Annotated in this window: 14 protein-coding genes and 1 pseudogene; 6 read left to right on the top strand and 9 right to left on the bottom strand. The window is 45.2% G+C overall.

Features of this window, described 5'->3' with window-relative positions:
- The first annotated feature begins 2 nt into the window (after positions 1–2).
- Positions 3–4,919 carry a WD40 domain-containing protein gene (locus tag H6F44_RS14320; RefSeq protein WP_190351706.1) on the top strand — a complete coding sequence of 1,639 codons (4,917 nt, stop codon included), beginning with the start codon at positions 3–5 and terminating at the stop codon, positions 4,917–4,919.
- A gap of 143 nt (positions 4,920–5,062) precedes the next feature.
- Here the strand turns inward: H6F44_RS14320 and H6F44_RS14315 are convergent, their stop codons facing one another.
- From H6F44_RS14315 to H6F44_RS22870, 3 genes are all read right to left on the bottom strand, one after another.
- On the bottom strand, positions 5,063–5,998 hold the full coding sequence (locus tag H6F44_RS14315; protein WP_190351705.1) for an NF038130 family PEP-CTERM protein: 936 nt from the start codon (positions 5,996–5,998) through the stop codon (positions 5,063–5,065).
- A gap of 371 nt (positions 5,999–6,369) precedes the next feature.
- Entirely contained in the window at positions 6,370–7,164 is a 795-nt protein-coding gene (locus tag H6F44_RS14310) for an endonuclease (protein ID WP_190351704.1), read from the bottom strand.
- Positions 7,164–8,591 carry a DNA cytosine methyltransferase gene (locus H6F44_RS22870; protein ID WP_199302134.1) on the bottom strand — a complete coding sequence of 476 codons (1,428 nt, stop codon included), beginning with the start codon at positions 8,589–8,591 and terminating at the stop codon, positions 7,164–7,166. Before H6F44_RS22870 ends, H6F44_RS14310 begins: the two co-directional genes overlap by 1 nt.
- Positions 8,592–8,702: 111 nt before the next feature.
- Here H6F44_RS22870 and H6F44_RS14300 point away from each other — a divergent pair, with 111 nt between their 5' ends.
- A complete protein-coding gene (locus H6F44_RS14300) occupies positions 8,703–11,429 on the top strand; it encodes a DNA gyrase/topoisomerase IV subunit A (protein ID WP_190351703.1) in 2,727 nt (908 codons plus the stop codon).
- On the opposite strand, the gene H6F44_RS14295 is transcribed toward H6F44_RS14300, so the two are convergent.
- The 3 genes from H6F44_RS14295 to H6F44_RS14285 form a co-directional block, all read right to left on the bottom strand.
- On the bottom strand, positions 11,407–11,979 hold the full coding sequence (locus H6F44_RS14295) for a TIGR04376 family protein (protein ID WP_190351702.1): 573 nt from the start codon (positions 11,977–11,979) through the stop codon (positions 11,407–11,409). The genes H6F44_RS14300 and H6F44_RS14295 overlap by 23 nt on opposite strands.
- A gap of 22 nt (positions 11,980–12,001) precedes the next feature.
- Positions 12,002–13,144 (bottom strand): hypothetical protein, encoded by a 1,143-nt coding sequence (locus H6F44_RS14290; RefSeq protein WP_190351701.1) that lies wholly within the window; start codon positions 13,142–13,144, stop codon positions 12,002–12,004.
- A 272-nt stretch (positions 13,145–13,416) separates the two neighbouring features.
- Positions 13,417–14,400, bottom strand: a complete 984-nt coding sequence (locus H6F44_RS14285) for a DUF1517 domain-containing protein (protein WP_190351700.1) — start codon at positions 14,398–14,400, stop codon at positions 13,417–13,419.
- A 140-nt stretch (positions 14,401–14,540) separates the two neighbouring features.
- Between H6F44_RS14285 and coaD the strand changes: the two genes are divergently transcribed.
- Both coaD and H6F44_RS14275 read left to right on the top strand, forming a co-directional pair.
- Entirely contained in the window at positions 14,541–15,029 is a 489-nt protein-coding gene (coaD, locus tag H6F44_RS14280) for a pantetheine-phosphate adenylyltransferase (RefSeq protein WP_190351719.1), read from the top strand.
- Between the two features lie 63 nt (positions 15,030–15,092).
- Complete coding sequence (locus H6F44_RS14275; protein WP_190351699.1) at positions 15,093–15,512, top strand: hypothetical protein; 420 nt, start codon at positions 15,093–15,095, stop codon at positions 15,510–15,512.
- Here the strand turns inward: H6F44_RS14275 and H6F44_RS14270 are convergent.
- Complete coding sequence (locus H6F44_RS14270; protein WP_190351698.1) at positions 15,509–16,930, bottom strand: GTP-binding protein; 1,422 nt, start codon at positions 16,928–16,930, stop codon at positions 15,509–15,511. The genes H6F44_RS14275 and H6F44_RS14270 overlap by 4 nt on opposite strands.
- A gap of 211 nt (positions 16,931–17,141) precedes the next feature.
- Here H6F44_RS14270 and H6F44_RS14265 point away from each other — a divergent pair, with 211 nt between their 5' ends.
- The gene (locus tag H6F44_RS14265; protein ID WP_190351697.1) at positions 17,142–17,990 is read left to right on the top strand and encodes a Tic22 family protein; all 849 of its coding nucleotides are present in this window, start codon (positions 17,142–17,144) and stop codon (positions 17,988–17,990) included.
- 216 nt (positions 17,991–18,206) lie between these two features.
- Here the strand turns inward: H6F44_RS14265 and H6F44_RS14260 are convergent, their stop codons facing one another.
- A complete protein-coding gene (locus H6F44_RS14260; protein ID WP_242016580.1) occupies positions 18,207–19,760 on the bottom strand; it encodes a DUF3086 domain-containing protein in 1,554 nt (517 codons plus the stop codon).
- A 187-nt stretch (positions 19,761–19,947) separates the two neighbouring features.
- Here H6F44_RS14260 and H6F44_RS14255 point away from each other — a divergent pair, with 187 nt between their 5' ends.
- Complete coding sequence (locus tag H6F44_RS14255) at positions 19,948–20,286, top strand: histidine triad nucleotide-binding protein (protein ID WP_190351717.1); 339 nt, start codon at positions 19,948–19,950, stop codon at positions 20,284–20,286.
- A gap of 96 nt (positions 20,287–20,382) precedes the next feature.
- Here the strand turns inward: H6F44_RS14255 and H6F44_RS14250 are convergent.
- Positions 20,383–20,916, bottom strand: a pseudogene (locus H6F44_RS14250) (IS200/IS605 family accessory protein TnpB-related protein); the annotation flags it as partial.
- Between the last annotated feature and the right edge of the window lie 102 nt (positions 20,917–21,018).

Genomic DNA, 21,018 nt, shown 5'->3' with positions numbered 1-21,018 from the left:
TTATGAATGACAATACCAATGGCGATGCCAATGATGATGCTTCTAGTAAGCAGTCTCAATCTAGGGAAGATGTAACAACAGGCTTTTTCATTTCCCCAGAGACTGAGCAAGCAATCCAGACCATGACTTCACAGCTAGATCGCTTTCAAAGTAATTTAGTGAGTTCCTTTAATATTTCTTCGGAGATGGAGGATGCGATCCAAGAGCTATCTTTGCTATTGGACATTTATGAGAATACGTTTACGCTGCTATTGGCAAGATGCAACTATACAAATCTGCGCGATCGCGCGATCGCTAGACTAAGCGAAATTAGTGCAGTGCCGATTCGTCAAGTGAGCATTGAGAGAACGACATCATCGATTTACCAGTTGATACAACCAGAAGGCTCAACGGACAATAGCTCCGTAATGGTGTCAGGAATTGAGCTTAGTCAAAACATTGATGGACTAGTCAAAGGGTTAAACCAAATTCGCGAAGAGTTTCGCAAAAACTGCCACTTCCCGATTGTGCTATGGATTAATGATGACATTCTCAAACGAATGATTCGGATAGCACCAGATTTTGAGAGTTGGACCACAACTATTGAACTCGCGATCGCGGGTAATGATCTCAAGGAATCTCTATATTCAGGGACAGAAGCCCTGTTTAGCATGGCGCTGAGCGCCAAAATGATCGACCCTAGCTATAGTCTAGGGCGCATTTCCCATTTAGGGGGTATTTATCTATCGGAATTAGATCTTGCTTTGCGAGATTTGCGGAACCAAGGACAGGCGATCGCTCCTGGTTTACAAGCAGGGCTAGATTTCATTCGCGGCATGAATACTGCCGATTTCAGCACTTCCCTATCTTACTTGCAATCCAGTTATCAATATTGGGAATCCATTCAAAATTTTGAGCGCCAAGGATTGCTGCTCTATCAAATTGGGCGGCGGCGCTATCACCTAACTAAATTAGAAAAGCATTCCCATGAAGAGAACTGGCAAGCAGTTCAGGATTTATTTTTTCGCAGTCTGGCTTGTTTTGAGATCGCCGATCGCACTGATCTCATGTCCGAATGCTATTTGCAATTGCAGCGCACTCTCCATCATCTCCAATCTTGGAAAGAGTTAAAAGCGCTCTCCCACAAAGCTTTATCAATACATCAAACACAACCCCATCACCTCGCATCTGACTATGGCTTCCTTGCCGAAGTCGCCCTTAATGAAAAACAATGGCAAACCGCGCAGGAATATGCTGAGCAAGCGCTTTCCCTTCTACCCCAATCTCCTGACACCTATCATTGGCTCTATGGCTTATATTGGTGTTATCTAGCAGAAGCACAAATTCAATTAGATCATCCTGAATCTGCCCTAGAAAATTTGCTCAAAGCCAGAAAGCGCGATCATTGCGGACATCCCCATATGTACATTCGCATTTTGAATCAATTGCGCGATTTATATTTCGTACAGGGGCGCTATTTAGAAGCTTTCCAAACCAAACAAGAACGCCTCGCGATCGAGCAGCGCTATGGATATCGGGCTTTTATCGGTGCTGGTCAATTGCAATCCTGTCTTGAGGAATATTCGAGTTTTGCGGGACAGAAAAATCGTTTCATTATCTCTCCCGAAATCTACGCCTCAGGTCGCAAACAAGACCTAGATGAATTAACAAGGCGCATTAGCGAACCTCGCTATAAGCTGATCGTTTTGCATGGTAACTCTGGGGTTGGTAAAAGTTCCTTTGTAAATGCGGGTCTAATGCCTGCTTTACAGCAAACTATCTATGGTGGACGCACCGTGATTCCCATTTCCCAGAAAGTTTACACCAGTTGGGAATTAGAATTAATCAATTTATTGAAGGATGCTTTAGAATCATTATCACTAAATTCTGCGCCGTTGTTAGCTAACCCGATTGACCCCGCCAAAACAGATAGACACTCGGATAAACACTCACTATGCGATCGCATTATCGAACAGTTGCGCTGGAATGAATCCCATAATTTCCGTTCGGTCTTAATATTCGATCAATTTGAAGAATTCTTTTTTGTGCATCAATATCAAGTTGCAGAACGGCAGCGCTTTTTTGAATTTTTAGGCAGTTTGCTCAGTGACTTCCAATATTTATCCTCTCTCAAAGTGGTTCTATCCCTGCGTGAAGACTATATTCACTATCTGCTAGAAGGCAATCGCATTACCAATATGAGTGCGATCGACAATGACATTCTCAGCAAAAATGTACTTTATCAAATGGGTAATTTCTCCACAGCCGCCGCCCATTCCACGATTAGGACATTGACGGAGAGAGCGCAATTTTATCTGGAACCGCAGTTAATTGATCTATTAGTGCGCGATCTAACCAATGAACAGGATGAGGTGCGTCCGATAGAACTGCAAATTGTGGGCGCACAACTACAACAGGATCAAATTAGTACGGTCATGCAATACCAAAAGCTGGGTAAGCATCCTACAGAAAAGTTAGTACAGCGCTATCTGGATAGTGTGGTTTGCGATTGTGGCAAAGAGAACTTGCGTCTGACTAATTTGATTTTGTATTTGCTGACCGATGAAAAAGGCACAAGACCCCTGAAAACCTATGGCGATCTGGAGCGCGAACTGTATAATCTCGATCGCGAAGTGCGGGAACAAGGGCAAACCTTGCCTAATTTTGGCGCTCCAGAAATTCCAGAGACTACCAAGCATGATGAATTCGAGATTGCCAAGATCGAATTGGTTTTACAGATTCTCATTGGTTCGGGGTTGGTGGTGCTAATTCCTGAAGCTACTACTAATCGCTGTCAGCTAGTCCATGACTATTTAGCGGTAATCATTCGCAAATCGCAATCACCCGAACTGCAAAAACTGCAAAAAGAACTAGAAAAAACCCAAACTGAATTGCGGCAAACAGTGCGCCAATTAGAAAGTTCCCTCAAAAACTCACAGGCGATCGCCGATAGTTTAGCCCTGAATAGTTTGCTATCAAACCGACTCCTTGACCTCAGTGAACTGTCTAAGGCTATGCAAATGGCGGCTAAATGGCTACCAGAAACTCAGGCGATCGCCTCAGAGACGCGCTGGCAATTAACTAGCACCATCTACCGCGCCATTTATGAAATCAAAGAAAGGAATCGCATCAATTCCCATTTGGAAGGGGTATGGAGTGCGGAATATAATGCCGATGCTTCGTTATTTGTCACGGGCGGACTAGACAATAAGATTAAGATTTGGCAAGCAAATGGCACGCAGATCGGTGAACTAATTGGGCATACAGGCGCAATTCGCAGCGCTTCCTTCAGTCCCGATGGACAGATGATTCTCTCTAGTAGTAGCGACAAGACTATTTGTCTTTGGAATCTCCAAGGCGATCGCCTGCACACATTTACAGGGCATACAGGAGCCGTCTGGAGCGCCAGATTTAGTGCCGATGGCAAGCTCATCGTTTCGGGCAGTGCTGACAAAACCATCAAACTTTGGCAAATTGACGGCACTGAGATCCAAACCCTGACGGGACATCGTGGTGATGTGCGAAATGTGCTGTTCAGTCCTAATGGTGAATTGCTCATTTCGGGCGGCTCTGACAAAAACATTATGATCTGGTCACTGGATGGCAAGCTATTACAAACCCTCAAAGGTCATACTGCGGACATCCGATGTCTAAGCCTCAGTGCCAATGGAATGTTGATCGCCTCTGGCAGTGGCGATAATGTGCTGAAAATTTGGCAAATGGAAATGGGAATCGAATCAGATCTTCAGAATTTGCAGGTAACAGAAATACGCTCAATTCAAGCCCATACCAGCGCCATTCGCAGCCTGAGTTTTAGCCCAAACAGCAACATTTTGGCAACAGGCAGCGCCGATAAAAACATCAAGCTCTGGGATTTGCAAGGTCACGAATTGCAAACCCTCAAAGGGCATGACGAAGCGGTGCGATCGGTCAGCTTCAGCCCTGACGGAAAAAATCTGCTCTCAGCCAGCCTCGACTGCACAGTGCGTCTATGGGAAATTAATAATCGCGTCCAACAGCTTTGGGATGGACATAGCGCGGCGGTAAGAACTGTGGCAATTAGCCCCGATGGTCAGAGCTTTGCTTCGGGAAGTCTTGACAAGTGCATCAAAATTTGGGATTTGCAAGGTAGGCTTTGCCAAACCATAGAATACGAACAGGACATTCTCAGTATTAGTTTTAGTCCCGATGGTAAAACTCTTGCCGTTGGTAGTGGTGATAATGCGATCGCCCTGTGGTCTATGGGAACGCATCCGCAACTACAGCAAAGCCTAGTTGGTCATAGCACCGCAGTCTGGACAGTGGATTTCAGCCCCGATGGTCAAAAGGTTGTCTCTGGCAGTGGTGATAAACTGGTAAAGATATGGCAAGTCGATGGTACAGGAAATGTTACAGAGCTATGTTCGCTCTCAGGACATCGCTCCACGATTTGGACAGTCAAGTTTAGTCCTGATAGTCAAAAAGTATTATCAGGCAGTGGTGACGACACGATTAAAATCTGGAGCATTGACGGTCAAGAATTGGCAACTCTCCGCGATCATCGCGGTGCGGTGTGGAGTGCCTGTTTTAGTCCCGATGGCGAACTGGTGCTATCGGGCAGTAGCGACAATACGCTCAAACTATGGAATTTAGCGGGTGAGTTAATCCATACCTTTAGAGGACATGAGGCAGTGGTATGGGCGGTGGGCTTCAGCCCCGATGGTCGTAATATTATTTCAGGCAGTAGCGACAATACGATCAAACTCTGGAACCTTGATGGCAAGGAGCTACAAACCCTCTCCTGTCACGACCATACGCCTATTAGTTTATGCTTCCGTTCTGATGGCTATGGGTTTGTTTCTGGTCATGGCAGCAATGCGATCGGGTTATGGAACTTTGATCTTGCTCATTTGATTAAACAAGGTGAAGCATGGCTACAGGACTATTGGCAGCAGATGTGAACTTATAGCGCTTCGCGCTTAAACCCAAACTAGGAAAACATTAAAAATATTGCTTCGCAATATTTTTAATGTTTTTCTGTGGTTCGTTTGGTAATTGCTGTAAATCAAACAAGAAAGCATTGCCTAGCAGAGTTTTCTTGTTTCTATGTTGCAAAGCTTTTGCGACGTTTAATCATCCTGCCACCGATCGCTCCTGCTAGGGCAATACCCACAAATCCCGCAGGTACAGGTACAGGCTTAGCACCTTGAAATGTGACTTCATAGTTGCCACTATGGGATCTCCCGTCATCAAGGGCAACTAGATTGGAAGGGGTAGCTTTGAAGCTATAGAGATAACCAGTCTGATTGCCACCATCATAGCTATACTTCACAACCTCACTCACCTGAGCCAATAGATTTTGTCTAGATATGACTGCCTGAACCACAGGCTGCACTAGAGGAGGAAGCGCATTGATCGTATTGCTATTAAATAGTACGGAAAGTGCATTGTAGTGACCTGCCAAACCAATCGCAACTGTACCATCTGCGCTCTGATTGACATAGGAAATATTGGGGTCACTAAACCTTTCAAAGCCTTTATTAGCGACGAAGGCATTAAAAAGTAGATTATTGACTGTATTACCAAAATTTACAGGCACAGGGACATTATTAAGTGTCAATGCTTGGGCAAGGGCAGAGTCAAACCAATACCGACCAAAGGTCTTACCTGAGCCGTTGTAGTCAGTGGTAGCCCAGTCTGAAGCGGTGAGGCTGCTGAGGGTGAGGCTTTTGCCAGCGATCGCCCCTGATAGGGTGGTATTTTTAGTAAAATCAAAGCCAGCTTGTTCACTAGCAGCCCTTAACTCAACGTTACCCGTCGGATTGGCAGCATTGCCACTTAAAACTGTCTGCACATTGGTAAATGTGCTTGGTACAACAAAAGTGTTAGTGGCATTAGCGTCATATACCAGATAGTCGTTAGGGGCAGAGCCGCCAATGGTTGCACCTGTGAGGGAAGCGGCGATCGCTGGGGTAGACAAAGCACCCAGACTTGCTAGGGATAAAACACCTACAGATAGACTTTTAAGAATTGTTTTCATGGGGGCAGCCTAGTTTAGACAGTTGAGTAAGAAAATACAAACCGAAGAGAAATTAATTTATGACTCTGTAACGCTGATCTTTCTCTGAAATGTAAAGCGACTTAGTAGACTATACCCAATTAGACCAGTTATTTGTTTATTGGCAATAACATAAAGTTACACAAAAGTTATCTAAAGGTTATATTTCCCCCCATGCGCTCGTTCTACTTACAGCCCCTTGTGCTGTTTGAAAACCCAGATGCATTTTTGAAAGTATTTTTGAAAGTATTTTTGAAAATAAGGCTCTGTGCCAATCTCAAAAATGTTTCTGTACTAATTAACTAAAAGCCTCTATCAGTACAACTCGCAATTTTGTATCAGTTCCAGACAAATCAATTTTCATTTGCCTGATATTTCATTAAATCATCATCACTAATATCGCCCTTAGAAACTAATTGATAATGCTTCTCTTCGACAATTTTAATCTGCTCAGTTTCTAGAGTTAATTCAAACATGGCAATTATGTCATCATCTAAGAATTGAACAGAAATAGGACGGCAGATTAAGGAAGGAAACTTTTCAGCGCAACAACTAATGTCTTGCTTAGTTTGCACAACTCCAATCTGATCACTACCTGCTTTTGCCTGTACAGGAACTACAAAGTGAGTACCATGGCGACTAACTCCAACGTAAATTTCATCAATCTCAATCTGCCCGATACCGCCTACAGTTGTACGCAGGTGGTTTTGTAAGGAATATGTTGTAATGCCTAAGAAAATATCAATCAGGCGATTGTAACGAACTTTAGCGAGTAAAGCCTGCTCATCTCCTAAAGCGTATTTAAGAATTATTTCAGGTGTCGCATCAGGAATTTTAATAGTAATCAGGTTTGGGTTGGGAACAATCCGATTAACCCTACTCAGTTGAAATCTATAAGTGCTTTTCCCCGCATTTTCGATCACCCACTCTAAGCCTAATGGTGCAGTGTCAGTAATACTTTTAGGAAGTTTTCGCCTAAATCTATAGCTGTAGGTCAAGTCACCTAAATTTTTAGGCGCATCCATTCCTAATGAATTCGAGATTTCATTCATCTCTTTACGCTCAAAAGTAAAAGATGCAACACCTTCAACATAGTGTCGCTTGAAGATTTCAGCAATAATTTGATCATAGTTAGTTTTCTTTGCCATTAATCAATTTCCTGTCTAATTCTTGGTTCTATTACATGGGGATCAACACCATACTTTTCTGCGGCTTCTACCATTTTAATTTGTAGATCTTTAGCTTTAGAAAGAATAACTTTCTGAGATGGTTTCTTGAGTTTAACGCCTAGTATTTCACGCAATTCTGTTGCAACGGCTCTAGCTAGTAATGGCGGCACTGAATTTCCAATTTGTCTAAATCCATGCCATTTTGTCACATGAAATCGAAACCAATCTGGATAAGAATGCAGTCTGGCGGCTTCACGGACAGTTATACAACGTGCTTCATGGGGATGAATTGGACGAGGTGCAGTAAATGCGCCTCTATTGCTTGGTGTTCCTGCTCTAAGCGTGTTGCAAATACCATCAGGATCTAACTTCAAAAAACGACTAATTTTCTCGACTTCACCATTTGCAGTTGAGCGAAAACGAGAAATAGACATTGGTGTATGTAACGTACCGATACTAGAAGTCAATAAATTAGCATCAACATTCGATGAAATAATTGTTTTAGCTTCCTGTTCAGCTTTAGATAGTAAATGTTCCAACAGTTTAACTCGTGATGATACCTCAGTACCATAGACATTGAACTCTAATAAACTAGCGGTTAACTCTTTAGGATTGTAATAGCGTGAATAAGACAAATCAATTTTGTCAGATCCAAATCCGCGTAGGTATCGACTGTAATCGTTTTGAGGCTCGTGAAATTCAGCCACACACCAGTCTTGTTGCATTAGTTCAGGATATTGAGCAACATCTGGCAAATCAGCGATCGCATCGCGTACAGTCGGACAATCAGGTAAATCAAGAAGCTCTTTGGGAATCCGTTTTGCTTTAGCTGGTTTAGTACTTGGTGATGGATAACTGGGAAGCGTTAGATCTTGGCGACAACCAATCAGAAATAATCTTTCGCGATGTTGGGGTACACCAAAATGGGAAGCGTTGAGAACTTTGTAAGGATTGAGAATGCGATAGCCATTTTCCTTAAAATTCTCGATCACTTCATCTAAAAACTGGCGATGGTTGCCGAGGGTCAAGCCTTTGACATTTTCCATCACGAAATATTTAGCATTTAGCTCCTTGACCAACCGCATAAAATGCGACACCAATTGATTGCGGGGATCGTCAAAGGCGCGTTTGCCCATCATCGAAAAACCTTGGCAGGGTGGTCCCCCAAACACCACATCAACATCGCGATCGCCTATTTTTGATTTAGCCCGAATGTCATCACCTGATATTTCGGTGACACTAGCACAAATGGCTGTCCACATCGGGAAATTATATTCGTGGGTTGCACAGTGGATCGGGTCGATTTCCACGGATGCCAGTACGTCAAACCCCGCCTGCTCAAAGCCCAAGGTCATGCCGCCGACACCAGCAAATAAATCCACCGCGATCGGTCGTTGATTTTCCATAGATTGTATGTATCTGATATGGTGATTTTTGGTGTATGGCACTTTTCGGGCAACCCACTGACGCGAAAAGCGCTATAACTTAACTATTCGTAATGGTATTCAGTAGATTTTATGGCAAAACAAGGGCAGCAACAGCTAGATTTTTGGGCGGAGTCGGATGGTGGCAAAATCATCCCGACTTCACTGCATACAGAAATGCAGCGATCTTATCTGGAATATGCCATGAGCGTGATCGTTGGTCGCGCCCTGCCCGATGCCCGTGACGGTCTAAAACCTGTGCATCGTCGTATCATTTACGCCATGCACGAATTAGGGTTACTGCCCGATCGCCCCTTTCGTAAGTGCGCCCGCGTGGTGGGAGATGTGTTGGGTAAATATCACCCCCACGGCGATCAATCAGTTTACGATGCCCTCGTGCGCCTAGTGCAGGATTTTTCCAGCCGCTATCCGCTATTGGCGGGGCATGGCAACTTCGGCTCGGTGGATAATGACCCTGCGGCGGCGATGCGCTATACCGAATGTCGGTTGGCGGCGATCGGCAATGAGGCACTATTGGGGGAAATTGAAGAGGACGTTGTTGATTTTGTCGATAACTTCGATGGGTCTGAGCAGGAGCCATCGGTTTTGCCTGCCCAATTGCCGATGTTGCTGCTTAATGGCGCAACGGGTATCGCCGTGGGCATGGCAACGAATATTCCGCCCCATAATTTGAGTGAAGTGATTGATGGCGCGATCGCTTTAATTGATAATCCTAACCTTGGCGATGAAGAACTATTACGCATAATTCCTGCTCCAGACTTTCCCACGGGCGGCATCATTATGAATGCGGATGGGGTGCGCGAGGCATACTTGACGGGGCGCGGCAGTATTACCATTCGTGGGGTGGCGGCTGTCGAGCAGATGGGCGGCAAGGGTACGGGCAAGCGGCAAAAACAAGCGATCATTGTGACGGAGCTTCCCTATCAGGTGAATAAGTCGGCATGGATTGAGAAGATTGCCGAGTTAGTAAATAACAATAAAATTGACGGCATTTCTGATATTCGCGATGAAAGCGATCGCACGGGAATGCGGGTGGTAATCGAACTTAAAAAAGATATCCTGCCCGAAGTGGTAATCGATCAGCTATATCGCCAAACGGCGCTGCAATCCAACTTTGGTGTGATTTTACTAGCGCTCAAGGGTTCCCAACCCAAGCAGATGAGTCTACGCGAATTGTTGCAAGAATTTCTGGAATTTCGGGAAGAAACTCTTTCCAAGCGCTTCCGTTACGAATTGAAAAAGGCACAGGAAAAATCCCATTTATTGGAAGGCTTAGTATTAGTTCTCCAAGACATCGATCGCCTCATTCGCATTCTGCGCTTTGCCAACAATAGCAACCTTGCCAAAACCGATCTACAAACGGAATTTGCCCTTTCTGAAACCCAAGCGGAAGCAATTCTCTCCATGCCTTTGCGCCGCATCACTGCCATTGAGCAACAAAAAATCCGTGATGACCTTACGGACTTGCAGCAACAGATGCAGCGTCTTGAGAAGTTATTAGGCGATCGCCGCGAGTTGATGAAGTTCTTAAAGAAAGAATTGCGCGATCATAAGAAACGCCATAGCGATCCGCGCCGCACCCGTTTGGCATGGCAGATTTTAAGTGATGATGCAAATGGTGATCCAAATAATGATCCAAATGCCGATCGCCCATCTCCCGTTGCAACCATCACTAACGAACCGATTAAAAGCAAGAAGTCTAGCAAATCTGAACAGATTGTAACTACCGAAAACCCAGAGCCGCAGCCCAAAACCCGTACCACTAAGACATCCAAACCAGAACCGCAATCTGCAATTCCTTTACTGTCTCTCACTACAGAAGCAAATATTCCTGTGGCTGAGCCGCAGGATCTGGTGGTGCAGCTTACCTATAAAGGTTATGTCAAAGCTTTAGAGGCTAATTCCAAATCCCTAAATAGCAATTTGCAGGTCGATTTACAGGATGATGTGACGATCGCCAATTACGAAACCCGCAGCGATCGGCAGATGGTGGTACTAACCAGTTCTGGCAAGGCATTACCCCTAGCCCTCACGAATGTTCCCATCGTCAAAGGCAAGGGACGCGGCACGCCGCTTATTACGCTCTTACCTGACAGCGATCGCCCCGTTGCCCAATTTGTTTGGGAGCAAGATCCTGAATCCACCGCAGGTTTAGTTCTGCTCTCTAGTCAAGGCAAAATCAAGCGATCGCCCCTTGCCGAATTTGCGGATATGACCGCCCGTGGTTTGATTGCCGCCAAATTTAAGGAAGGAGATTTCCTATTTTGGGCTGATGTGGTGGGACTGGAGCAAGAACTGGCGATCGCCACCTCCGCAGGGCGCATTTTGCGCTTCAAAGCCGACCAGCAACAAATTCCCACAGTCGGACGCGCTGCCGCAGGTAATATCGCTCTACGCTTGGGTAGCAATGAATCACAGGTGGGCGTGGCAGTATTAGATTTGCTGAATTATCCTAATTCTGAACTGCTCTTGGTCACGGCGGAAGGCTGCGCCAAACGCATCAGAGCCGCAAATATCAGGGCGGCAATGACGGGGGCGATCGGCGCTCAATGCTTCAAGTTTTTATCCCGCACCGATAGTCTAGTCAGTGTCACAGCGATCGCCCAACCAAGACCAGATCTAGCAATTACCATACTGATCGGTCAAGAAAATAATATCGGCTTACGCACTGTCACCATGCCATTGGGGGCAGTTTCTTTAGAATTAGCCAATAGTCAAGGGCGATCAATTCTCGCAGGAGCTAATGATTTAGGTAAAACCGAAAAAGTACTCTATGTTACTTACCCATATTCCGCTTGAGGCGCTCTAGCTCCTCATCCATCTCCCAGCGCCGAAATTTCTCCTCTAGCTCATCATGGGTATCACGAAAGGGCGGTGTATAAAGATTTTCCCAATCAAGGGAAGGCATGGTTGGGGACTTGGGCTTAGCGTTTTTGGCAGCTTCAGCAATCTTTGCCTGTACCTCCTTGCGACGCTCTTGGATCTGCACCTGCAAGGCTTGGCTATCGATCGCCCGCTTTTTGACCATCTCCATCTGCGCCCAAACCTGATTGCCTTGCCGCAATAGCGCCGCCTCCCTCTCCCGTGCCGCATCCGCCAGATCGCGCCTATCAAAGGATTCAGCCTTCACAACGCGATCGTGCCATACCCTAATTTCTTCGGCAATTTCGAGAACCTTATCTTGAAATATTTTTTCCTCTTTTTGAGAACTAACGATTAATTTAAGAATTTCCTCTTCCTGCTGGCGCAGTTTGTCCTCCAGAATCTGCAATTCAATCTGAGGATTATTACGAATGAATTCCTCCAGACGAGTTTCTAAAAAGCGCGAGATGTCATCTAATAGACCCATATGCTGCCTCTAAAATTAGCCTCTAAAACTTTTGACCGACAAATACACTTTTCGTTTCTTTACCGCGCTTGAGGGTAATTTCCTGTTGGCTGACACGGCTCAAAATCCAACCACTGTTACCCACTGCCTTGCCTAACCCCACCGAATGCACCGAACCATTCATATCAAGCATGGCGGTGGAGCGATCGCCCAAGTCGAGAACACCAATCAGCGTATAGGCTAAACTTGGCGCAGCAGGGGCTGGCACAGCCGCCGCCACAGGAGCTTTCGACTTGGCATTATTGGGGGCAGCAATTTCCACCGCATTATTGGCATTGGCGGGAGGTAATGCTAAAGGTGAAGGTAAATTGGGGCTATTGGGATTATTTAAGTTGGGGGGCTGATAGACAGGTACATACATGGGCGCTTGCTGAAGCCCCACCACAGGATTACCCATCGGTAGACCATTAGCCATCATCGGGGCCGCCACAATTGGCAGATTGTTACCCACTGTATTAGTAAAGCTTTGTCCCGTAGCGATCGCCCGATTTTTATTGGTGATATCCGCCAACATTTGCTGAATTTCTTGGGCAAAGGCTTTGTTTTTAGAATTATCCTCTGGCAAAATCTGAGCAACATTTACCGATTGCTTGCCAATCCAAATGCCATGATTAATTGTCCACATCACCGCCGCGATTAACGCCGAGCTACAGGCAGCAACTAATAATAGGCGATCGAATAAATTATATTTAGGCGCGACTGGCTCAGGCGGATTTTGGGGAATCTGACTGGTTGGCTCTGGATTTCGCATGATATAGGGCTGAATCCAAAGCACATCCTCCTTAGAGATCGGCGGCAAAGTAATATCCGCCATATTCAGCTTGCTAATACTGACCGTATCTTTAGATTGGGCTGTTTCGGTGTCGCTATTGACCTTAGCGATCGCCACGATGTCAGAGCTAGAGGCGATCGCCGAAGCATAGGGAGTGGATTGCGATTGTCCCGTTTTCTGTCCAGTTTTTTGGCGCTGCGATCGTAATTTGCCTTGATCTACATGGAGGGTTGTCTCTACTTCGCCAAACAAATCATCCATCAAATTGTCAACGCCATCAGTATATGCCTCAGCATCCTGAGTGATATAAACCTGACTTTTGTCACTTGTTCTGTTATTTGTATGTAGCACCATATACCAACCCTACTCACTCCATAATACCGATTCACGAAAGTATGACAACCTTTTTGTGAATAAAAACAAGTCCCATAGGGGCTGCAATTACATAAAACAGCTACGCTATTTCATGTATGTTGACAACCTATAGCTGTTGACTATCGTGGGCAGCTCTAGGGATCAAAATAATACTGCTAAGTGATACCACAGATTGCTTCTTATTGCTATAACTTTATGCCATATTTTTCAATTCTTTTGATAACGAGCGATTATATAGCGATCGCCAGATATCAAATCCTGATTAAGTCTGGATAAACGCTAATTACATCATCATTGGTCAGCGTATATTCCTCAGACTGCGGCTCCCATAAAATCTCTACAGCCAATAGCTCTTCATCAGTAATTTCCCAGATAGACTGCAACCATTCCTGCAACTGCTCTGCCGATCGCAAAGGCGGCAATTTACTGAGAGCATCACCAGTCGCCGCCACTAACATCGTCACAACAATATATTCACTAATTTCTGCAAAAACCAGTGGTGCATCTGGAGATGGTTCAACCGACTCTGGCGCATCAGTTGACAACCGCCCACGCACATTGCTTAAAGATTCTTCATTGAGTTTGCTACGTTCCGTCAGGACTAAACTATTAAACTGAGATTCCGCCGCCTCTGGCTTGATCAATTCATTAGCGCTATGGACATATACCCAATATTCTGGATGTCTCATTATAGTTAGCGCCGTTTCATGGAGAACGTCAGTCAGTCCACTCACTGACTCAGTATCAGCTTCTAGCGCCATGTCGATTAGTTCCTGCTGTAGCGATCGGGCAGAGGCGAGCAATCCTATTTGGAGCTTTAGTAAATTGACCTTACTTTGATTGGTTTTTCGTGCTGCGTCTATGATGCACTTAGTAACCCAGCCAATTAGGGCAAATAATAAAATTGCACTCACTATATATATGACGATGTTGTACTCAAAGCCTCGCGTAATGACATCACCATTACCACTGTAATAGACTCCGCCCGTGTAACGTGATGGACTAGTCGAGCGTCTAGGAGAGGTGACAGAATTAGAGGTATTGCTGGGCGAAGATCTACTGGGCGAAGTATTACTAGGTGCAGATTTAGTAGGCGATGAACGGCTAGGCGAAGATTTAAACGAGCTACCGCCCACGCGCCCACCCGATCGCCTTGCCAAGGATGGAGCAACTTCGCCAATCATTCCTAAAGTAACCATTGCTAAAGCAATAAGCGATCGCTTCCAGACTTTCATAAAATTTCTCGTTCTAAATTATTCAAGTTTTGGGCTTGATAGCCATGCAATATAATTGTGAAGCCTTACCACATTTCCAAAGTTTGCCATAGCGCAAATAGAGACAACTATAATTACTGTGTAGTAAATGGGTGACAGCATTGATTGCAATCTATCCTGGCAGCTTTGATCCCATCACTTTGGGGCATCTTGATATTATTAAACGCGGTGGCAATTTATTTGATCGGGTAATTGTCGCAGTTTTACGCAACCCAAATAAAAATCCGTTGTTTACAATGGAAGAGCGAATGTTGCAAATTCAGGAAGCTACTGCACATTTGGATAATGTTGAGGTAGATACCTTTACGGGCTTGACTGTCACCTATGCTCATTTGAAGCAAGCTAAAGTGCTGATTCGTGGGTTGCGTGCAGTTTCTGATTTTGAGTTAGAGCTGCAAATGGCACATACAAATAAAACCTTAGCTAATGATATCGAAACAGTGTTTCTGTCGACCTCTAATGAGTATAGTTTTTTGAGTAGTAGTGTGGTGCGGGAAATCGCCAGATTCGGTGGTGCAATTGATCATCTAGTGACACCAGAAGTCGCGATCGCCCTCAGACAAAAGTTTCAGGATTTTAAGGCTTCTTAATGTTCATTAGTCTTGCTCAACTCTTGATCAAAATTGAGAAATTACAGTTTAGGAATTATAGCCATGATTTTTTCTACGCAGTTCACCAAGCCCGATGTTAAACAGCCAGCACAAACCATGTTGACAGGCATAATCGCGATCGCCGCAGCCGGTACATCAGCAATATTTGCTGATACGGCTCAAGCAAACGTTTCGATTATCATTCGCCTCGGCGATCGCCCTGTGAATACGCGCTATCATTCCGCCCCCATTTACAAAAATCCTTACCAAAAGCGCACCATTTATAATCCCCACTATCGCTCTAATCGTGGTGATTATTCGCGGCAGGTAATTATACGTGAAAATCGTGTAAATTACGACTCCCATAAATCATGGAACACTTACAATCAATTCCCTTACCCTGTAAATGTGCCTGCGGTCAATGGAGCCTTAAACCCTTACTACAGAACCCCTCAAACCAGTAGCTATATCATCATTCGCTAAATTTTCCTAAGCCTACGGAGATCGATTTTGGCGCGAAGTTCATCTTTGATTCTCGCTAAAATCGAATCTTCATCAATGGTTTCAAGGATTCTCTTCACAACGGCTTTAGGTCCATCGGCTCCCCAAGATGCACCATTTGCCAGATATTCCTTAGTCACTAGCCCAAGGGCATAGGTGGAGAATCCTGCCACACCTGCTTGAGCGATCGCTACGGATACATAGCCGCCCAAGGTTGCACCACCTGTGACGGGGGCAGCTATGCCCAATAACCCCTTGAGGGAACTCAAACCGAAGTTAGCCAAAAACTCACTGGCACTGATGCCACCCATGCCGATCGCGATTTTTTGCATGAGGGCGATCGCGCCACGGTTGCTCATAGTGATGCCATAGAGCTTAGAGAGGGCAACGATCATCGATACATCAATAATGGCAGTGGTAATCACATCAAGTACTGTCACAGGATTTACCGCGATCGCTACGGCTTGCGTAATTACACAATTCCAAATAATGCGATTAGCTTGGCGATCGCGCACGAACATTTTGCGCTGCACGACCCGCTCCTGCACCATATCCGCAAACATCATCGTATTCAACGCGATTAAAGATTTGCCTTCGCGATCGAGAACCTCCAAAATCTTTAATTTCAAATCCTCAATTTGCGGTTTACCCACCACTAGCTCTGCCTCAAAGGAGCCATCGGGTTGTCGCACCGCCTTAGCGATCAAGGGCGAAGCCGCCGTCATCACGATTTCCTCTTGGGTTAAGAGTTCCTTGACCCGATCATCACGAATTTTGGCATAGATGGCGAGGCGATCGGCAGGCGGATATTGATCGATTTTGTTAAATACCAATAGGATTGGCTTACTCGCACCCCGCAATTCCGAAAGCGCTTCATACTCCACCTTTGTCATATCCCCCGCCACCACAAATAAAATCAAGTCTGCTTGTTGAGCGATGCGTTTCGCCAATTCTGCGCGACCTTCCCCATCCACCTCATCAATGCCAGGGGTATCAATTAATTCAATTCTCGCTTCGCCTTTACCTTGAAACGATGCTTTCAGAATTGTGCGATCGCCATTGGTTTGCATTGCCTCACGGGAAATCTGCCATTCCGCCGCCTGCCGACTGGTTGTCACCCCATGCAATGGTCCCGTCTCAAAGACCTGTCCGCCCATGAGCGCATTTAACACCGAAGACTTACCTCGCCCCACCATACCAAACACGGCGATTTGGAGTACTTGCCGATTTAATTTATCCAGCATTTGCTGAAGCTCTGCTAACGGCTCCTCTAAACCACGCCGCTCGCGCTCCGATAGATCCAAATTAGCAACAATATCCCTTAATGTACGCTGGGCTTGGCGATAGTTTAGTTCTTCAAAAATTTCGTCAAAGCTGAGAAAGTCTTCATTTTGGGACATAACTACGGGCTAGGTGCATGGACTAAATTCTAGGAACTATACTAATGATATTTCAGTCTTAAAGCCTAAATAAGTTATCTATAAAGGTTGTCTTTTGTCATGGGATGTTGTTACAGTTGCACACAAACAAAAATACATCGCTGACAATCGATTTATTACCCCCACCCTCGAATCGTTCAATTCCCATAAGCATATTGTAGCTAGGAGAAATATGTCTCTATTTAAATCTTTGGTTAAACTAACAGCCGTTACCAGTGTCGCAGGGGCGATCGCTGTTAGTCCCATATTTACTCTCAAAGCTGAAGCTCTAACCGAAGTGCAGGTGTTGGAGCGCTTGGGTAGCATTCCTGTCTTCACGATTACCGATGAAAAGGGCGCACCACTTTTGGGATCGATGCCCCAACAGCCCAATGCCAAACCCGATGATAGCCAAATTTTGTTTTTCTTCCTTGGTCCCGATGAAGCCAAGATGATGCTTAATCAAGTGCAGAAGTCTAACCCCGATGTTGGCAAGAAAGCTCAGATTATTGTCCGTTCTATGAACGAAGCATATCAAGTCATTCGGGATAACAAGGATAAGAAAGTTGTCTTTCAGTTCATCCCCTCTAAATCAAGCGTCGATTCTGCAAGAACGATCTTGACTTCTCAAGGCATTGCCGCCGACAGAATTCCTAATGTGCCTGTGTTTTTTGCGACAGGTGGTCAGGCTAATAGCCAAGGTTTGTTGACCATGAGCATTGATCAAAATGGTAAGCGTGAACAAATTGTGCCATTCTTCCTTGATCAAACTGATCTGCAAAATTTACTCGATCGCGCTCGCAAGGAACAGCCTGATATTGCGAAAACCACCAAAATTCAAGTTACTTCCCTATTTCAAGTGCTAGATTCGATGGTTACTAAGGACAACAAGCCCAATCCTGATGTAGAGCGTTTTCAGTTTGTTCCCTCACGCACAGCCTTTGAGTACATTCTGAAAAATAATCAGGCGGCTGCACCCCAAGCTGCACCCGCACCCGCACCACGAACCATTCCCCCGGCTCCTGCCAATAAGCCTAAATAATAAATAATTAAAAATTAATTAAAAATAAATAATTAAAGCGCTTTGCGCTCACTTACAGCAATTACCAATAAAAACTTTAAAAGCATTGCTTTGCAGCGCTTTTAAAGTTTTTATTGTTTTGAATTGGTTTTTGAAGTGGTTTGGGTTTGAGGGCAAAGCGCTGTCAGTCAAGTCAAAAGGTATTGAGAACAACCCTTAGTGGCGTTCTTAAATTTATTACCAGTCCCAGTCGGAGTCAGGATTATTATTACGATTGTCATAGCCGCGATCGCTGCCCCGATCGCTATAGTCACGGGGTACACCACGATTGCGACTGTCGCGATCGCGATTATAGTCACGATTAGGATCGCGGTAAGGTTCACGGCTAGAATCACGATTAAAATCTCGACTCGGATCGCGGTAAGGTTCGCGACTAAAATCACGATTAAAATCTCGACTGGGATCGCGTCCCATATCTCGCGCAGTATCGCGACTAAAATCACGGTTAGTAAAGCTAGAAGCCGTGGGCGCAGGTCTGGCTTCGGGGATGCCACCAAAGGCAATCAGCAAAGGGAATCGCAATAAATCAACCGCTATTAATTCTTCAGATTCATCAATCACCACAAGGGGCATTAGTTCTTCTTTGACAAGGCGATCGCCCTTAGTGGCGAGGGGTTCAGGATCTTCAAATAGAGCAATGCCTTTTTCAGAGCCAAAATGCTCCCTAGTTAGCCCCAAGCAGTCTTGAAAACCGCGCCGCCACTCGCCAAGACGTTCGGGAGAAGTGGCAAGTACCAAGATTCGCAATTTTTCACCATATATCGCTTTTAGTACTGAGATCGCGGCGGATGTAACCAAAATATTCTGCAAGCGCGTCCCCATCGTCCGAATTGCCCCACGTCCCGACTGCTCAAAGAACCATTTGGCAACGCGATCGCTATGGACTTGCTCAAAGGTGCGCCGCAATTTCCAAGCAGGACCATAGTAATCGGGTAGGGTGCGATAGCGTTCGAGTAGTTGATCCACTCTTTGTTTGTATTCCGCAAATGTTTGCGCCGAAAGTTGCAAAGGTTCATTGGCTGGGGCAGGGGACTTTTCGGCGGTCACTGCCACAGGCTGAGGTTCTGGCGGCACAAGATTTAGTTTTTCAGCACTGGCGACAAGATCCTGCAAGCTACCCACCAGATATTCCTTAAAGCCCTGTACCCGCACTGCAATATCCTGTGAGATACCTGCATAGGTGCTGGTCATTTCCTTATCAAGGCGCTCTTTACGCTTTTCTAAGACAGCGATCGCTGCCTGTAGTTCATTTTTTTGATACTCTAGCCTTGCCACATCCGCCTGTGCTAAGCGTATGATCCCCGCTTGCAGGTCATCTAATTGGTCTTGCAGGATTTTGGTTTTGGTGGTTTTGAGTTGTTCTAGCTCAAGTTGCAATTGACTTTCTTGCTGTTTTAGTTGGGCGATCGCTGCTTGAGCCGCCGCTTCGTCATCGGCTAGAGAATTAGGCGCTGATTGGGGATCATCGGCGATGATTACCAGGGCTGGATCTAGCTCATTGACTTGATCATGGGAGCGCTCAACATCTTGCTGCCCGATCTGAACCTGCTGCTGCTGCTGCTGCTGCTGCTGATCTTGATAGGAGTTTTGATGAGGATCTTGCTGAATATCTTGTTTGATATTTTGTTGATCGGGACTTGCTTCCATGCTCAGATCAGTATTCAACTCAAAGTTTTGAGCATCATCAATTTTTCCTAAATTTTCTTCTACAGGCAGTTGATCAGAATTCATAGGGCTAGATTACAGGATGTTTATATGTTCAAAAACTTTACATTGCCGAGCGCAGTGATTGCAAAGTGCTTGATTGCAAAGTGCTTGATTGCAAAGTGCTTGATTGCAAAGTGCTTGGTTGTGGGATTCAACATTTTGATTATAATTGCTCAATCAAGCCCCCGATCGCGAAACTATGCCTGAAACTATGCCTGAAACTGTCTTTAGTAAAATTATTAAACGCGAGATTCCTGCGGCGATTATCTATGAAGATGATCTCGCCCTTGCCTTTCGGGATGTGAACCCCCAAGCACCTGTACATTTTCTGGTAATTCCCAAAAAGCCCCTAATCAATCTTGCCGATGCTCAGGATGAGGATCAGGCTCTGCTTGGGCATCTGCTCCTAGTTGCCAATAAGGTCGCAGCACAGGAGGGCCTCAAGGGCTTTCGGTTAGTTACCAATAACGGAGCCGAGGCAGGACAAACTGTATTTCATCTGCACATTCATGTTTTGGGTGGGCGATCGCTAAATTGGCCCCCAGGCTAAGGTATCAGCCAAGCAAATTTTAAAAGTGCTGCTTGCCGAGGCTTTTGAAGTTTGCTTGCGGTTCTAATTATTGAATGAGAAAAGACTTTGACACTCTCAACGCTGAAGCGACTGAGATTCCTGAACAGTCCAAAGATTGAACTTCAGAGGCGTAGTCAAAGCGCCTCTACTGACTCCATCTAGGTCTAAGCCTAGTGTCGCCGCTACTTTTCTAGCAATATTTGCAGCGCCATTACAGTCTGCATTAATCAAAATATTTTTAGCAGTACGATACAAACCACGTTTTACGCGCTTACCAGATTCTTTCCACAATTCGGGTTTTTCACCGTAGACAGGGATTGTATCTGAGTCTAAGAAACTAGCCTTAGACGTGTAACTTTCTTCAGTTTCAATAAACTGAATACCGTAGATTTCGCATAATTGCTTAATTCTTTCTTTCAGCCTAGCGGTGGGAATTTGCACAAACTTTTGATTAGTTTTTGCTCCCATGTTGGCAGAATCTTTTTGTTTTTTATTCCATCCAAAAACAATAGTGCCAATGCCATTAGATAGGCAGTGGTTAACCACGATACGCGCCGCTTTGTTGACAGCATCACGCATCTGACGATTACGTCTCTCAGTAATATTGGCTGGGAGCATCCCAAGTTTGCGGTAAGTAAATATACTTATGTACAAGCAAGGAAGAAATAGGAAGAATAAAGAGGAATAAAAATAGTAACAAGAAAATGCAGT

Source organism: Pseudanabaena cinerea FACHB-1277, assembly GCF_014696345.1.
GTDB classification, from domain to species: domain Bacteria; phylum Cyanobacteriota; class Cyanobacteriia; order Pseudanabaenales; family Pseudanabaenaceae; genus Pseudanabaena; species Pseudanabaena cinerea.
The sequence above is the reverse complement of the archived record's forward strand: the minus strand, read 5'-3'. Positions and strand labels throughout refer to the sequence as shown.

Excerpts from the sequence above, each read along its gene's own strand:
- H6F44_RS14295 (WP_190351702.1), bottom strand. The coding sequence starts at position 11,979 with ATGGGTCTATTAGATGACATCTCGCGCTTTTTAGAAACTCGTCTGGAG.
- H6F44_RS14270 (WP_190351698.1), bottom strand. The coding sequence starts at position 16,930 with ATGTCCCAAAATGAAGACTTTCTCAGCTTTGACGAAATTTTTGAAGAA.
- H6F44_RS14255 (WP_190351717.1), top strand. The coding sequence starts at position 19,948 with ATGCCTGAAACTGTCTTTAGTAAAATTATTAAACGCGAGATTCCTGCG.
- H6F44_RS22870 (WP_199302134.1), bottom strand. The coding sequence starts at position 8,591 with ATGGAAAATCAACGACCGATCGCGGTGGATTTATTTGCTGGTGTCGGC.
- H6F44_RS14260 (WP_242016580.1), bottom strand. The coding sequence starts at position 19,760 with ATGAATTCTGATCAACTGCCTGTAGAAGAAAATTTAGGAAAAATTGAT.
- H6F44_RS14315 (WP_190351705.1), bottom strand. The coding sequence starts at position 5,998 with ATGAAAACAATTCTTAAAAGTCTATCTGTAGGTGTTTTATCCCTAGCA.
- H6F44_RS14300 (WP_190351703.1), top strand. The coding sequence starts at position 8,703 with ATGGCAAAACAAGGGCAGCAACAGCTAGATTTTTGGGCGGAGTCGGAT.
- H6F44_RS14275 (WP_190351699.1), top strand. The coding sequence starts at position 15,093 with ATGATTTTTTCTACGCAGTTCACCAAGCCCGATGTTAAACAGCCAGCA.
- H6F44_RS14290 (WP_190351701.1), bottom strand. The coding sequence starts at position 13,144 with ATGGTGCTACATACAAATAACAGAACAAGTGACAAAAGTCAGGTTTAT.
- H6F44_RS14310 (WP_190351704.1), bottom strand. The coding sequence starts at position 7,164 with ATGGCAAAGAAAACTAACTATGATCAAATTATTGCTGAAATCTTCAAG.
- H6F44_RS14285 (WP_190351700.1), bottom strand. The coding sequence starts at position 14,400 with ATGAAAGTCTGGAAGCGATCGCTTATTGCTTTAGCAATGGTTACTTTA.
- H6F44_RS14320 (WP_190351706.1), top strand. The coding sequence starts at position 3 with ATGAATGACAATACCAATGGCGATGCCAATGATGATGCTTCTAGTAAG.
- H6F44_RS14265 (WP_190351697.1), top strand. The coding sequence starts at position 17,142 with ATGTCTCTATTTAAATCTTTGGTTAAACTAACAGCCGTTACCAGTGTC.